Genomic DNA, 15,370 nt, shown 5'->3' with positions numbered 1-15,370 from the left:
TGGGCTCATGGGCTTCGCAGGGCTCACAGGCTTCGCAGGACTCATGGGCTTCCCGGGGCGCACGGGCTTCCCGGGGTGGGTGATGGATACGCACCGTAGGGTCGTGGCCATGGGGGAGACGTCGACGTTCACATCCGCACGGCCGCAGGCGGAGGAGACGGGCACAAGGGCGCTGCCACGCGCGCGTGCTGCGGTCGCCGGGGCGATACCGGTCGTCCTACGAGGTGCCGCGGGTAGCAGAGGCGGCGGGGGAGGCGGTACGGGCGCCGCGTCACGCCGGCGCGGGATCGCCCTCACCGCACTCTGCTTCCTCGTCTGCTGCGGCCTCGGGCTGCAGTCCTGGACGGCGATGAAGCTGACCGGCTTCGACCTCGGCATCTTCGACCAGGCGGTCCGCGCGTACGCGCACTTCGAGCTGCCGAGGTCGCCGATCAAGAACGTGCACCACGAGTTCCCGCCCGGCTTCTCGCTCCTCGGCGACCACTTCACGCCGGCGCTCGCGCTCCTCGCGCCCCTGTACTGGGTGTGGGACGACCCACGGGTCCTGGTCCTCGCGCAGGCCGCGCTGTTCGCGGTGGGCGTGCCGGTGGTCCGGCGGATCGCCCGGCACAGCTTCGCGGGCGCCGCCCCGCTCACCGTACGGAGGGCTGCGGACCTCGGCGGGCTGGTGTACGCGCTCGGGTGGCCGCTCCTGAACTCCGCGTGCAACGGCTTCCACGAGGTGGCGTTCGCCGTCCCGTTCACCCTCCTCATGCTGGAACGGGGCCTCGCCCACCGGTACGGCGCGGCGGCCTGCTGGGCGGCGCTGCTGTGCACGGCGAAGGAGGACATGGGCCTCGTCGTCGGCGCCTTCGGCCTGGTCCTGGCGGTACGGGCCCATCGCGCGGGCCACCGCGGCGGCAGGACCACCGGGGTCGCGCTGGCGCTGGCCGGGCTGCTGGTGTGTGCCGTCGTGATCGGCTGGTTCCTGCCGGCGATGGGCGGCCCCGAGGGCTACTACTGGTCGTACGGCAGCCTCGGCGCCGACCCGGGCGCCGCCCTGGACCGTGTCCTCACCGAGCCGTGGGTGCTGCTCCAGGTCGCCGCCACCCCGGCGGTGAAGGTCGGCATGGTGGCCTGGATCCTGGGCACCCTGGCCCTGCTCCCGCTGGGCTCACCGACCTTCCTCCTGGCCTTACCGCTCCTCGCCGAACGGGTCCTCTCGGACAACCCGAACCACTGGCCGGTGATCAACCACTACGACGCCTTCCTGTGGCCGATCCTGCTCACGGCGGCACTGGAGACACTGGGGCGGCTGCGCGAGCGGCGGGTACTCGCCCGCCGCTGGGCGATCACCGCGATCGCCCTCTCCTCGGCGGCCGCCGTCATCCTCGGCCTCGGCCTCCTCGTCCGCCCGGACTTCTGGCGGCCGTCCCCGGACAAACGCCCCCTCGCCACGGCGGCCGCACTCATTCCGGACGGCGCGACGGTGGAGGCGGACAACACCATCGCGCCCCGCCTGACCACCCGTATGCACGTGGTCATCGCCGACGGGACCCCACGCGGCGCCGACTGGGTCCTCCTCCGCGTGAAGGACCGGACCTTCCCCTTCGCCTCCACCGAGGAACAGCGACAGCGGGTCGAACTCCTCCTGGCCCACGGCTACACGGAGGTCTGGAGCCACGACGGAACGGTTCTCCTCCACCGCACCACCGCCCTCCCCATCCCCGGCATGCACCGCCCGGGCCCGGACAGCACCCCGATCCGGGAGGCCGTACCGGCGGACGTGGGCACGAATCTGTTCCTGCGTTAGCGACGCGCGCGTGCGGAACGGCGGACGGCGGACAGGCGGACGAACGGACGGCCGGCCGGATGGGCGGGGGACGGGCGGACGGACGGACGGCCGGATGGGCGGAGGGGGCTCTGGATGGCGTCGGTTCACCGAACTCACGCCCGGGGGACACCCGGTCCTCACTCTCCCTCGTGACCATCGCCGCATGACCTTCACCCGCACGTTCCGCCGTACGTCCCCCCGCACGGTCACCGCCCGGGCCGCGCGTCCGGCCGCCGCCGGTTCCGCCGTCGCTCTCGCCGTCGCCGTCGCGCTCCTCGCCCCGACCTCCCCGGCGTACGCCGCGAGCAACGCCGTACCGACGTACGAGGTGAAGATCAACCTCACCGTGGCGGCGCTCGACGCGTCCCACGCCCCGACCTCGGCGGTCAAGTCGGCCTTCGGGATCACCGGTTCGGCCAAGGCCCGTTCGTACAGCTACTACGACACCGACGCCCTGGAGCTCGACGCCGAGGGGTGGAGCGTCCGGCTCCGTCACAAGTCCGGGTCCTCGTTCGAGGAGACGTACAAGAAGCGGTTCCCCGTCGCGAACGGCGACATCGACGCCGCGCTCACCACGGCCGACGCCGCCGGCTTCGACAGCGGCGACACCAACTACGACGCCGAGGTCGACTGGGGCTACGCGAAGCAGACGCTCAGCTTCAGCACCGAGAAGAGCCACAGCGCCTCGGGCTACTCGGGCACGGCGATGCCGACGAGCACGACCGGCCGCACCTGGCTGGTCAACGACATCCCCGGCAAGCTGGAGGACTGGCGCAGCGCCGCCTGGGGCAAGACCACCGTTCAGGCCTCCCGCGCGCACGGCCCGGTGACGGCGAAGGTGTACGGCGGCGCGTGGGGCGCCTCGGACGACGCGAGCATCGAGGTGCTGCCGGTCGTCGGGGCCGGCGGGACGGGCACGGAGTACGTGGTCGAGCTGTCGTTCAAGACCGACTCCTACGCCGACGCGGCCGACCTGCACGACGACGCCATCGCCGTCGCCGAGGCCAACGGCTGGCTGTTCCACGGGGACATCCTCAAGACGCAGCTGATCCTCGACCGCTACTGAGCCCGGTGCGGGCCGGAGCCGCGCGTTCACCCAGGACTCGCCCCGATGTCGCGCACTCGACGCTCGCCGTTGTGGCCGGAATTGGACCATGAGGCGCCTCCACGGGCGACATCCACGTGTTCAAAGGGAGTTCAGATGAATCCGCGCCTCCTGCGCCGGCCTGCCGTCGTGGTCCTGCCCCTGTCCACCGTGCTCGCGCTCTCGGTGGTCATGGGTACGGCCGAGGCGGAGCCGGCGCGGCACGGCTCCGCCGCCCGGGTCGTCTCCACCTCGACCCTGCCGGACATCCCGCTGGCCGACTTCAGCAACGGCCTGCTGCCCGGCAGCGTCGACGACGACCGGGACGTGAACCTGGGCGGCATCGGCAGCGACCTGTACCCGGCCGAGCGGCGCGGCGAATACTGGACGGTCACCGACCGGGGCCCCAACGGCCAGATAGCGGTCGGCAAGGACAAGCGGCGCACGTTCCCCGTGCCCGGCTTCGACCCGGCGATCGTGAAGGTCCGCGCGGTCGGCGGCAGGATCCAGGTCCTGAAGTCCATCCCGCTCATCACGGCCTCCGGCGCGCCCGTCACGGGCCTGCCCAACCAGCCGGGCCGCGACGAGGCCCCGTACAACTACAACGCCACGACCCCGCTCCCGTACAACGCGAACGGCCTCGACACCGAGGGTCTCGTACGGGACCGGGACGGCAGCTTCTGGCTGGTGGACGAGTACGGCCCGTCGCTCGTGCACGTCTCCGCCAAGGGCCGGGTCCTCGCCCGCCACGTCCCCAAGGGCCTCGGCCTGACCGGCGCCGACTACCCGGTGATCGAGTCGCTCCCGTCGATCTTCCTCAAGCGCAAGATCAACCGCGGCTTCGAGGGCCTCGCGCTTCTGCCCGACGGCGACCTGGTCATGGCGCTGCAGAGCCCGCTGCTCAACCCCGACAAGGCGTCGGGCGAGGACTCCCGCAACACCCGGCTGCTGCGCTTCTCGACCCGTAAGAACCGCGTCACGGCGGAGTACGCGTACCGCTTCGACCCGGTCGGCGTCGTCGAGCCGGGCCAGACGAAGACGGCGGAGCTGAAGATCTCCTCCATCGTGGCGCTGGGCGGCGACCGCGTCCTCGTCCAGGAGCGCACCGACAAGTCGTCCCGCGTCTACGAGGTACGCCTCCGCCGCAGCGCCGACATCCTCGGCTCCGCCTGGGACACGACGGCCGCCCCGACCCTGGAGCAGCTCGACGACGAGGCGGCGGCCGACGCCCCGTTCCTCGCCAAGCGCCTGGTGGTCGACCTGAACACGGTCGAGGGCGTCCCCGGCAAGATCGAGGGCATCGCGGTGGAGGGCTCCTCGACCCTGGTCCTCCTCAACGACAACGACTTCGGCATGACGGACGGGCCCGAAGCCTTCGACGCGAACGGCCGCCTGGTCGACAGCGACGTGGACACCACTCTGGTCCGCGTGAGGCTCACCCGACCGGTCCGCTGACCTCCCCTCCCCCGCACGACCTCGTCCCCTCGGCGCCCAATGGGTCCGCCGAGGGGATTCCTCTGCTGAGGCAGGCCCTCACGTTCCGTGCGAGCCCGCTCCAGCGTCGGTTGCTTCACCGTCACCCGATCCGGCATCGGTTGCTCCACCGTCGCCTGCTCCACCGTCGACCCGGCGCGCCCCGAGCTCGCGTGCGGTCTCGACGAACGCCCGTCCGTGCGGGGCGGGTCCGACGTCGCGCAGGATGACGGCCCACTCGGTGAGCGGGGCGTCTTCGATGGGAGCGAGGTCGAGCGGTTCACCACGCACGGCGGTTCGCCCGAGCAGAACGGCTGGCGCCTGACGTACCACGCCTTCGACTACAACCTCGACTTCTTCGGCATCGGCACCGAGCGGGACCCGCGCTGGGTCCTGGCGGACCGCTCCGAGGCCCGGACGGCACGTGCCGGGGCGGCCCGGGCCGGCCTGTGGGGCAATCACGGGTACGAGGCCGCGTACGCCATGACCTGGGTCGACGGCGACGGAGAGCAGCTGGACGGCACGCGTGCGTACGCCCTGCGCTTCGAGGCCATGCCGCCCGTCGACGCGTTCTGGTCCATCACGATGTACTCGCTGCCGGACTACTACCTGGTCGCCAACTCGATCGACCGCTATTCGATCGGCGACCGCACACCCGGCCTCGTCTACGCCGACGACGGCTCCCTGACCCTCTACCTCCAGCCCCAGGCGCCCGCCGATCCGGCCCACCGCGCCAACTGGCTCCCCACCCCACCCGGACCCTTCCGCCCCATCCTGCGCATGTACGAACCCCGCGCCGGGGTCTTCGACGGCACCTTCACGGTGCCGCCCATCAACCCGGCCGACTGAGCCTCCCCGCCGCAGCGCGGCATTCGGGCGATCCGTGAACACGCGGCCCGTTCGCGGGTGTGAAACGGAGGACCGTGGCCACGGAACGAAACATCGGCACTGCGGCCATCACTGAACCGCCCCGACCAGCAAAAAGACCCTCCCGAAGGAGGGTCGATCGCGGAGCGCCCCCGGCAGGACTCGAACCTGCGGCCAAGTGCTTAGAAGGCACCTGCTCTATCCACTGAGCTACGGGGGCCGGGTGGTGGCCGTGTGGCCAGGAGCCCCTTGTGGGTGGGGTGTGGCCTGCCGGGACAAGGATAGGGCTCCGATCACCTTGGCCCGGTTGCTTCACCTGCGTGGCACGATGTGGAGGTTCGGTGAAGCGGAACGATAATCGCAGGCAGGTGCGATTCGCGCAGCGCTTTTCGCGCCACTCGGGGCGGGTGTTGTGCACTCGTTATGCCTGAGCTTCCGGTCGCCACTCTTCTCTTCGGCGCGCAGGGCCGCAATAGGCTTCAAAAACACTCATAAATTGGGCATTCTTCGCATGTGGTGACCTTGGACGAACGGCCTCAGCTGATCGACGCACTCTCCGCCCTGCGCGACCGTGTCGCCGCCGTGCGTCTCCCCCTCCCCCTCCCCGACACACCACGAGCCCGGCAGACCCGGGCCGAGTTGCTCGCTCAGCTCGACGACTATCTGGTGCCCCGGCTCAAGGACCCCGACGCCCCGCTTCTCGCCGTCGTCGGCGGATCCACCGGGGCCGGCAAGTCCACGCTCGTCAACTCCCTTGTCGGGCGGCGCGTCAGCGAGTCGGGTGTCCTCAGGCCCACGACCCGCACGCCCGTGCTCGTGTGCCACCCGGAGGACCACCACTGGTTCGCCGGCATGCGCGTCCTCCCGCAGCTCACCCGCGTCTGGCTGCCCCAGGCCGACGAGGACCACCCCGCCGACGACGCACCCCCCGAGGAGAACGCCCTCCGCGTCGAGACGGCCGCCTCCATGCCCCGCGGCCTCGCCCTCCTCGACGCGCCCGACATCGACTCCCTCGTCGTCGAGAACCGGCTCCTCGCCGCCGAGTTGATCTGCGCCGCCGACATCTGGGTGATGGTCACCACCGCCTCGCGGTACGCCGATGCCGTCCCCTGGCATCTGCTCCGTACCGCCAAGGAGTACGACGCCACCCTCGTCACCGTCCTCGACCGCGTCCCCCACCAGGTCATCGGCGAGGTCTCCCGCCAGTACGAGGCCCTGCTCGACAAGGCCGGTCTCGGCGACGTGCCCCGCTTCACCATCCCCGAGCTCCCCGAGTCCGCCGACGGCGGCAGCGGGCTGCTCCCCGACTCCGCCGTCGCCGCCCTGCGCGGCTGGCTCGCCCACCGTGCCGAGGACCCCGCCGCCCGCCAGCAGGCCGCCGACCGGACCGCCACCGGCGTCATCGACTCCCTCGACGCCCGGCTCCCCGAGCTGGCCGGCGCGGTCGCCGCGCAGTACGCCGCCGCCGTCCGCCTCGGCGGCGCCGTCGGGACCGCGTACGGCGAACAGGCCAAGCGGGTACGGGAACAGCTCGGCCGCGGCGCCGTCCTCGCCGGCGACGCCCGCACCCGCTGGCGCGCCTACCCCCGCGACAGCACCGCCGACGAGCTGCTCGACGCCCTCGCCGAGTCACTCGCCGCCCTCCTCCACTGCGCGGTCTCCGCCGCCGAGGAACGCGTCCGCGACGCCTGGCGCCGCGAACCCGCCGCCGACGCCCTCGGCCCCGTCCGGACCGGCGGCGACCGCGACACGGCCGAGCGGATCGGCGTGGAGGTACGACGCTGGCGCCGCGTCCTCGAAGAAGTCGCCGAGGACGAGGTGCGGACCGTGGAACGCCCCTCCACCTCCCGTACGGCCACCCCCGAGGCCGACACCGTCGCCGCCCTCCTCGCCGCCTCCCTCCTCGGCGGCCGCCGCACCCGCGCCGCGGGCGAACGCCTCGCCGAACTCCTCGGCGCCCAGGCCGCCCTCCGCCTGCGCGACAAGGGCGGCGCACTCGTCCTCTCGTACGTCGACCGAGTCCTGCACGCCGAACGCGACCGGCGCCTCGCGCCCCTCGAAGCGCTCGACGTGACCCCCGAGCCGCAGGCGGAGCTGATCGCCGCGCTCTCCGTACTGCAGAAGGAGAAGTGACGTGGTGGACGACGAGTTCCGAGCCGATGAGGGTGGACGCGAGCAGGGCCGGACCCGCTGGGACGACGGGCTGATCGCGCGCCGCGCGGCCGAGCGGGGCGTCGCCGCCGTCGCCGACGCGCCGACCGGCGACGAGGACCCGGAGGGGCCGGACACCCTGCCGCCCCTCGGCGGGAACTACGGCGGGCTCCTCCGCAGCCGGCTCGACGCCCTCCACGAACTCGTCGGGCTCTCCCGTACGCGGGTCGAGAGCGAGGCCCTCGCCGAGGCCGGGCGGGTGCTCGACGAGGCCGCCGCCCGGCAGCGGCTCTCCTCCCGGCACACCGTGATCGCGATCGCCGGCGCCACCGGCAGCGGCAAGTCCACGCTCTTCAACGCCCTCGCCGGCGTTCCCGTCTCCGAGACCGGCCTGCGCCGACCCACCACCTCCGCGCCCATCGCCCTCAGCTGGTCCGAGGGCGCCGCCGGGCTGCTCGACCGGCTCGCCGTCCCCAGCCGGCTGCGCCGCCGGCCCCTCGCGGGCGGCGCCGCCGACACCGGGCTCCAGGGGCTCGTCCTCATCGACCTGCCCGACCACGACTCGGCGGTCACCGCCCACCGCGACCAGGTCGACCGGGTCCTCGGCCTCGTCGACGGCGTCATCTGGGTCGTCGACCCCGAGAAGTACGCCGATGCCGCCCTCCACGAGCGCTACCTCCGGCCGCTCGCCGGGCACGCCGAGGTCACCTTCGTCGTCCTCAACCAGATCGACCGGCTCGGTACGGAGGCCGCCGACCTCGTCCTCGACGACCTGCGCCGCCTCCTCGACGAGGACGGAGTCGCGCTCGGCGAGCACGGCGAACCCGGCGCCACCGTCCTCGCCGTCTCCGCCCTGACCGGCGAGGGCGTCCCCGAACTGCGGGACATGGTCGCCGGATTCGTCCAGGAACGTACCGCCCCCGAACGCCGGCTCGCCGCCGACGTCGACGCCGCCGCCGCCCGGCTGCGCCCCGCCTATCTCGGCGACGGCAGGCCCGGCCTCGACGAGCGGGCCCGCGACGCCTTCACCGACCGGCTCGGCGTCGCCGTCGGCGCCCAGGCCGCGGGCGAGGCCGCCGAACGGGTCTGGCGCCGAGGCGCCATCCGCGCCTGCGGCACCCCCTGGCTGCGCCTCTACCGCTGGTACGAGCGGATCCGCGAGCACGGCTCCACCGACCCGCACCTCGCCACCCCGGTCGAGGACGAACTGACGGCACGCCAACGCGTGGAGCAGGCGGTACGGATCGTCGCCGACGAGGCCTCGCGCGGGCTCCCGACACCCTGGGCGCAGGCGGTACGCGAGGCGGCGGCGCGCGGAGCCGAGGGGCTGCCCGAGGCCCTGGACGAACTGACCGTCACCATCGGCGACGCGGCGGCCCGGCCGCCCCGCCCCGCCTGGTGGCCCGCCGCCGTCCTCGCCCAGGCCGTGATGACGCTCCTGCAGATCTTCGGCGCGCTGTGGCTGGTGGGGCAGATCGTCGGCGTCGTGGAACCGGGGTTGCTCCCGCCGGTCCTCGTGATGCTCGGTGGCATCGTCGGCGGACCGCTCGTCGAATGGGCCTGCGAGGGGGCCGTCAAGGGCCCGGCCCGGCGGTACGGGCAGGAGGCCGAACGCCGCCTGCGCGAGGCGGCCGCGGCCTGCGGCCGGGCCCGGGTGCTCGACCCGGTGGCGGCGGAGCTGATGCGCTACCGGGAGGTGCGCGAGCAGTACGCGACGGTGGTGGGGACGCGTCCGTCGGCACGGATCGTGGGCGGAATCCGCGGCGGTACGGGCCGGCTCGGGGCCACACGGGCGGGGGTACGGGGGAGGTAGGAGCCTCCGGGTGACCGACCTCGGGCGCCTGGGCCGCCCCCGGTGACGGACCCCTGGGAGCCCGGAATCCCCCGGTTCACCCTCCCGGGTGGGGGAGTTGTCCACATTCCTGTGACTGTGCACAGCACCCGGCGGGATCCTCTCCGCGGCCCCACGATGGGTGCCGACCGGAGAAGAGACAGCAGCGTGAACGCAGGGTGGGGGACCGGAGCATGAACGACACGACCGTGACGCTCGTCGGCAACGTGGCGACGGCGGTGGAGTACCGGGAGACGGCGACGGGCGGGATCGCCAGGTTCCGTTTCGCGGTGACCGCGCGTCGCTGGGACCGCGAGAAGGGACTCTGGTCCGACGGCCCCACCAGCTTCTACACGGTGTCGGCCTGGCGCTCGCTCGGGGCCAATCTGGCGGCCTCCGTATCCGTCGGGGAACCACTCGTGGTGCACGGCCGGCTGAGGGTGCGTGAGGATGAGCGGGACGGGCAGCGCAAGACCTTCGTGGACGTGGCGGCGCTGGCCGTGGGGCACGATCTGAGCCGGGGGACGGCGGCCTTCCGGCGTGCGGCGCGGACGGAACCGAAGCCCGGGCCCGAAATGGTGCCGGCGCCGGAGCGGGACCCGTGGGCGGAGGCGGCGGCGGACGCCGCGGCGGAGTCGGCAACTCGCTTGGTGACCGTCCCCTGACCTTGAGTTGTGGGGATTTGTCGACCAACTCGCCCTGCGCGATAACGATTCCGATTCGGAATGGTTATCTGACCGTATGGCCGGGCACCGGGGGGTTCCGCATCCCTAGGATTCCCGGGTACTCATGTGGCACATGAGCTCATCGGGTCTGTGATCTGCTGGCGTGCGCTCCCCCCACGCGAATCAACCATTGTTCGCGGAGCGGCTCGCCCGGAGGGGAAAGCAATGTATTCAGTACGTGGCCGAGGCGCTGCCCGCCTCGCCGCCGCCGCCCTCGTCTCCGGCCTTGTCATGGCCGGAGCGATAGCGGCCGCCGGTCCGGCACTGGCCGACGACGGTGCCCCGGGCACCGGAGGCGTGACGGCGAAGCTCGGCGGGATGACCGACCGGGACGACGTCGTGATCGCCGAGAAGGACGGTTCGAAGTGGGGCGTCAAGGGCGGCCTCTTCAAGATGCAGGTCGAGGGTGGGGGAACTCTCCAGACCTACTGCATCGACCTCCGGACGCCGGCCAAGCACGACTTCGACTACAAGGAAGTCGGCTGGGACCAGTCCTCCCTGCACAACAACGAGAACGCCGGAAAGATCCTCTGGATCCTGGAGAACGGCTACCCGAAGCTCTCCGCCGAGACCCTCGGTGCGAAGCTCGACGTCGACCTGTCGAAGGACGAGGCCGCCGCGGCGACGCAGGCCGCCATCTGGACGCTGTCCGACGACGTGACGGCGACCCCGAAGAGCCCCGACGCCCGCAAGCTCACCGAGCAGCTCCTGAAGGACGCGGTCAAGCTCGAGGAGCCGAAGGCCTCCCTCTCGCTCTCCCCGTCCTCGGTCGCGGGCAAGGCCGGTGACCGGCTCGGCCCGATCACCGTCTCCACCAACGCCCAGATCGCCAAGCTGGCGACCGCCCCGGGGACCCCGGACGGCGTCAAGGTCGTGGACAAGGACGGCAAGCCCGTCACCGAGGCCAAGAACGGCGACGAGGTCTTCTTCGACGTTCCCGCCGGCACCGCCGACGGCACGGCCGGTCTGACCGCCGAGGCCTCCACCAAGGTCTCCCTGGGCCGCGCCTTCGTCTCCATCGACGGCCCCTCGCAGACCCTGATCCTGGCCGGCTCCAGCGAGTCGACCGTCACCGCGGCGGCCTCGGCCACGTGGGCGAAGAAGGGTGCTGTCCCGGCCGTCACGGTCGCCAAGGACTGCGCCAAGGGCGGCCTGGAGGTCATCGCCTCCAACAAGGGCGACGAGCCCTGGACCTTCGACCTGAAGGGCACCTCGTACACGGTCGCCGCCGGTGAGACGAAGACCATCCCGGTCCCGCTCGCCGAGGACGAGGCGTACAAGTTCACGATCACCGGCCCGAACGGCTTCGAGGAGACCTTCGAGGGCGTCCTGGACTGCAAGACGGCCACCCCCGGCCCGAAGCCGTCCGAGACCCCCACCACGGAGCCCTCGACCGAGCCCTCCCCGTCGACCACCGCTCCCTCGACCGGTGACACCACGGGCGGCACCACGGGTACGACCGGCACCACGACCGGTGGCGGCGACCTCGCCGAGACCGGTGGCTCCAGCGCCACTCCGATGATCGCCGGCATCGCTGCCGCGCTCGTCGTGGTCGGCGGCGGCGCGGTGTTCTTCCTCCGCAAGAAGAAGGCCGCCGGCGCCTGATCCCAGGCCCAGGCCCCCGGTGCCGGCCCCGCCGGCACCGGGAAGGCGCCTGACCTCATGAAGTGATCCGCGTCACATCGGGATCGCCTTGTGACCCCCGCACGACCCCGGAGCGCTCCAGCGCCCGGGGTCGTCGCACGTCCGGGCTCCGTTTCCGCCCCCTACCGCCCGGTACGGCTCCACCGAGGCCCCGGTACGAGCCCCTCCGGGCCCGCCGCCCCCCTCTACTGGTTCGCCCCGGGGGGTGGCGGTCAGGCAAGATGGGGTGTATCTGCCCACTCACTCCTAGCCGGACGGTTTCTCTTGGCTGAGTACATCTACACGATGCGCAAGACGCGCAAGGCGCACGGCGACAAGGTCATCCTCGATGACGTGACGCTGAGCTTCCTGCCGGGTGCGAAGATCGGTGTGGTCGGCCCGAACGGTGCCGGTAAGTCCACCGTTCTCAAGATCATGGCCGGCCTTGAGCAGCCGTCCAACGGTGACGCGTTCCTGTCGCCGGGCTTCAGCGTCGGCATCCTCATGCAGGAGCCGAAGCTGGACGAGGCCAAGACGGTTCTGGAGAACGTCCAGGACGGCGCCGCCGAGATCATGGGGAAGCTCAAGCGCTTCAACGAGGTCGCCGAGCTCATGGCGACCGACTACTCGGACGCGCTGATGGACGAGATGGGCAAGCTCCAGGAGGACCTGGACCACGCCAACGCCTGGGACCTCGACGCGCAGCTGGAGCAGGCCATGGACGCGCTGGGCTGCCCGCCCGGCGACTGGCCGGTCACCAACCTCTCCGGTGGCGAGAAGCGCCGCGTGGCGCTCTGCAAGCTGCTGATCGAGGCCCCGGACCTGCTCCTCCTCGACGAGCCCACCAACCACCTCGACGCCGAGTCGGTGAACTGGCTGGAGCAGCACCTCTCGAAGTACGCGGGCGCCGTCGTCGCCGTCACGCACGACCGGTACTTCCTGAACAACGTCGCCGAGTGGATCCTCGAGCTCGACCGCGGCCGCGCGATCCCGTACGAGGGCAACTACTCCACGTACCTGGAGAAGAAGGCCACCCGTCTCAAGGTCGAGGGCCGCAAGGACGAGAAGCGCGCCAAGCGCCTCAAGGAAGAGCTGGAGTGGGTCCGCTCCAACGCCAAGGGCCGGCAGACCAAGTCCAAGGCGCGCCTCGCCCGCTACGAGGAGATGGCTGCCGAGGCCGACAAGATGCGGAAGCTGGACTTCGAGGAGATCCAGATCCCGCCGGGCCCGCGTCTGGGCTCCATCGTCGTCGAGGTCAACAACCTCTCGAAGGCGTTCGGCGACAAGGTCCTCGTCGACGACCTGTCCTTCACCCTGCCCCGTAACGGCATCGTCGGCATCATCGGCCCGAACGGCGCCGGCAAGACCACGCTGTTCAAGATGATCCAGGGCCTTGAGGCCCCGGACTCGGGCTCGGTCAAGATCGGCGACACGGTCAAGATCAGCTACGTCGACCAGACCCGTTCCAACATCGACCCCAAGAAGACCCTCTGGGCCGTCGTGTCGGACGAGCTGGACTACATCAACGTCGGCCACGTCGAGATGCCGTCGCGCGCGTACGTCAGCGCCTTCGGCTTCAAGGGCCCGGACCAGCAGAAGCCCGCCGGTGTCCTCTCCGGTGGTGAGCGCAACCGCCTGAACCTGGCGCTCACGCTCAAGGAGGGCGGCAACCTGCTGCTCCTCGACGAGCCCACCAACGACCTCGACGTCGAGACCCTCTCCTCGCTCGAGAACGCGCTGCTCGAGTTCCCCGGTGCGGCCGTGGTCATCTCCCACGACCGCTGGTTCCTGGACCGGGTGGCGACGCACATCCTCGCGTACGAGGGCGAGTCGAAGTGGTACTGGTTCGAGGGCAACTTCGAGTCGTACGAGAAGAACAAGGTCGAGCGTCTCGGCCCGGACGCGGCCCGCCCGCACCGTGCCACGTACAAGAAGCTGACCCGAGGCTGAGCGTGCGCCACATCTACAGCTGTCCCCTGCGCTGGTCGGACATGGATGCCTTCGGGCACGTCAACAACGTCGTCTTCCTGCGGTACCTGGAAGAGGCGCGGATCGACTTCATGTTCCGGCTCGCGCCGGGGGACGGTTCCCCCTCGTTCTCCGGCGGGTCCGTCGTGGCCCGGCACGAGATCGACTACGTGCGACCGCTGGTCCACCGGCACGAGCCGGTGACCATCGAGTCCTGGGTGACGAAGATAGGCGCGGCGTCGCTGACGATCGCGTACGAGATCAAGGACCCCGACGTCACGTACGTACGGGCGTCCACGGTCGTCGTGCCCTTCAACCTGGAGGCGCAGCGGCCGCGCCGGATCACCGCCGAGGAGCGCGAGTTCCTCCAGGTGTACGTCGACGACGGGATGACGTCCGCAGCATGACCGTGCTCGCGCCGCTGCACTTCGCCGACGCCAGGGAGGCGGCTGCCCTCGCCGCCTTCCTGACCCGGTTGGTCCACTACGACCGGGCCGCCGCCGTCCGCCTCCAGGGGGGCGGCGGGGCGCTGGCCGTCTTCGGCCGGCCGCCGTCCTTCGAGGTGCTCGCGATCCGTACGGCCCGGCTCGTCGACGCCGTCGAGCTCGACGTCACCGTCTCCGCCGGTGAACTCCTCGAAGGCATCGAGGAGTCGGCGGGCAAGGCGGTCGTCCCGGACTCCGTGACCGGGCCCCCGTGGACCGGCGTCCTCCCGCCGCGCGCCGGCTGGCAGCCGGTCGCCGGACTGCCGGGCGCCGCCGAGATGCGGGGCGCGGTCGCCGCGGCCGTCGCCGAATTCCGGGCGCGGGACGAGGAGTTGCCCGAGGAGCGGCGCACCAGGGCCGAGCGCGACCGGATCGGCCGCGTGATCTGGTCCCGGACCCTCGGGTCCACCGGACTGCCGCTGCGGGGCGTGCACGCCGCGCAGTCGCTGGGTTTCCTGCCGCCGGCGGACCCGGATGCCCCGGTCGCCCTGTTCGCCTCCGGGCCCTGGCTGCGGCTCCGTACCCCGTACGGCTCGATCGCCCTCCGCACGGGCTCCATGTCGCTGACCGTGACCCCCGGGATCTCCGGGTGACCGTACCCGGCGGCCGCCGGACTCATGTCCCTTAGCGAGCCCCTCGGCCCGGTCGGCCTTCTCGGCCCGGTCGGGCCGATCAGCCTGGTCGGTCCTCTCGGCCTCGTCGACCCGCTCGGCTGAACCGCCGCGCGCCCGCCGTCGCGGCCGCGAGCAGCAGTACGGCGAGGAACGCCTGGCCCCAGGGCGGGGCGGAGCCCTCCAGCGCCGGTGCCACCCGCTGCCGCGGGTCGTAGGCGATCCGGACCTCCCCGCCGTCCGGGGCGACCCGGCGGTCCTCCGACAGGGCCGAGGGGTAGCCGCCCGGGCAGCGCAGGGTGTGGCGGTACACGGTCCTCTCGCCGCCGCCCTCGCCGACCGAGACGTCCCGTTCCTCGTGGACCTTCACGACGACACAGTCCGCGACCGCCCCGCGCGAGGCCCACTGATCGGCGGTGGCCACCGTGAGGAGCAGGGCGCCGACCAGCGCCAGCGCGCCCCAGAGGCCCATGATCCCGTCGACGAGCAGGTAGTACGCCACCGCCGAGGCGAGGATCGCCGCCCCGCCGACGGAGACGGCGACCGTGGTGGACGGCGCCGACGCGGCCCCGAAGGACCAGGCCGACCAGGCGTAGACGGCCACCGCGCAGAACGCGGGCAGGACCGTGGCCGTCCAGCTCCCCGCGCCCGCGGGACTCCCCGTACCCGCGGGACTCCCCGTGCTTCCCGTAGCCCTAGATGACATGGACATCACCCCCTCAGGGTGGGACGTCCCGAC

The 15,370-nt window shown here is 72.0% G+C and carries 12 protein-coding genes and 1 tRNA gene; 11 read left to right on the top strand and 2 right to left on the bottom strand.

Annotated features, from left to right (window positions below; translation table 11 throughout):
* Window positions 1-109: 109 nt before the first annotated feature.
* The 4 genes from OG462_RS16695 (at window position 110) to OG462_RS16680 (ending at window position 5,219) form a co-directional block, all read left to right on the top strand.
* Entirely contained in the window at window positions 110-1,792 is a 1,683-nt protein-coding gene (locus OG462_RS16695; protein ID WP_406058333.1) for a DUF2079 domain-containing protein, read from the top strand.
* Between the two features lie 184 nt (window positions 1,793-1,976).
* Window positions 1,977-2,879, top strand: coding sequence for a hypothetical protein (locus tag OG462_RS16690; RefSeq protein WP_406058331.1), 903 nt, complete (start codon window positions 1,977-1,979; stop codon window positions 2,877-2,879).
* A 135-nt stretch (window positions 2,880-3,014) separates the two neighbouring features.
* On the top strand, window positions 3,015-4,352 hold the full coding sequence (locus OG462_RS16685) for an esterase-like activity of phytase family protein (protein ID WP_406058329.1): 1,338 nt from the start codon (window positions 3,015-3,017) through the stop codon (window positions 4,350-4,352).
* A gap of 87 nt (window positions 4,353-4,439) precedes the next feature.
* Window positions 4,440-5,219, top strand: a complete 780-nt coding sequence (locus OG462_RS16680; RefSeq protein ID WP_406058327.1) for a DUF1214 domain-containing protein — start codon at window positions 4,440-4,442, stop codon at window positions 5,217-5,219.
* A gap of 165 nt (window positions 5,220-5,384) precedes the next feature.
* Here OG462_RS16680 and OG462_RS16675 read toward each other — a convergent pair.
* Window positions 5,385-5,457 (bottom strand) — tRNA-Arg (locus OG462_RS16675).
* A gap of 302 nt (window positions 5,458-5,759) precedes the next feature.
* Between OG462_RS16675 and OG462_RS16670 the strand changes: the two genes are divergently transcribed.
* The 7 genes from OG462_RS16670 (at window position 5,760) to OG462_RS16640 (ending at window position 14,613) form a co-directional block, all read left to right on the top strand.
* The gene (locus OG462_RS16670; protein ID WP_406058326.1) at window positions 5,760-7,370 is read left to right on the top strand and encodes a dynamin family protein; all 1,611 of its coding nucleotides are present in this window, start codon (window positions 5,760-5,762) and stop codon (window positions 7,368-7,370) included.
* Between the two features lies 1 nt (window position 7,371).
* Window positions 7,372-9,201, top strand: a complete 1,830-nt coding sequence (locus OG462_RS16665; protein ID WP_406058324.1) for a GTPase — start codon at window positions 7,372-7,374, stop codon at window positions 9,199-9,201.
* A 212-nt stretch (window positions 9,202-9,413) separates the two neighbouring features.
* A complete protein-coding gene (locus OG462_RS16660) occupies window positions 9,414-9,884 on the top strand; it encodes a single-stranded DNA-binding protein (protein ID WP_406058322.1) in 471 nt (156 codons plus the stop codon).
* Between the two features lie 225 nt (window positions 9,885-10,109).
* Window positions 10,110-11,549: an LAETG motif-containing sortase-dependent surface protein gene (locus OG462_RS16655; RefSeq protein ID WP_406058320.1), complete on the top strand. Its 1,440-nt coding sequence runs from the start codon at window positions 10,110-10,112 to the stop codon at window positions 11,547-11,549.
* 303 nt (window positions 11,550-11,852) lie between these two features.
* Window positions 11,853-13,517: an energy-dependent translational throttle protein EttA gene (ettA, locus tag OG462_RS16650; protein ID WP_406058318.1), complete on the top strand. Its 1,665-nt coding sequence runs from the start codon at window positions 11,853-11,855 to the stop codon at window positions 13,515-13,517.
* A gap of 2 nt (window positions 13,518-13,519) precedes the next feature.
* Window positions 13,520-13,942: an acyl-CoA thioesterase gene (locus OG462_RS16645; RefSeq protein WP_406058316.1), complete on the top strand. Its 423-nt coding sequence runs from the start codon at window positions 13,520-13,522 to the stop codon at window positions 13,940-13,942.
* Window positions 13,939-14,613 (top strand): hypothetical protein, encoded by a 675-nt coding sequence (locus OG462_RS16640; protein WP_406058314.1) that lies wholly within the window; start codon window positions 13,939-13,941, stop codon window positions 14,611-14,613. The genes OG462_RS16645 and OG462_RS16640 overlap by 4 nt, the downstream gene beginning before the upstream one ends.
* 79 nt (window positions 14,614-14,692) lie before the next feature.
* On the opposite strand, the gene OG462_RS16635 is transcribed toward OG462_RS16640, so the two are convergent.
* Complete coding sequence (locus tag OG462_RS16635; RefSeq protein ID WP_406058313.1) at window positions 14,693-15,337, bottom strand: hypothetical protein; 645 nt, start codon at window positions 15,335-15,337, stop codon at window positions 14,693-14,695.
* Window positions 15,338-15,370 lie beyond the last annotated feature (33 nt).

The sequence above is a fragment of the Streptomyces sp. NBC_01077 genome (genome assembly GCF_045162855.1).
Classification (GTDB): Bacteria; Actinomycetota; Actinomycetes; order Streptomycetales; family Streptomycetaceae; genus Streptomyces.
This window is presented reverse-complemented; position numbering and strand designations above follow the sequence as displayed.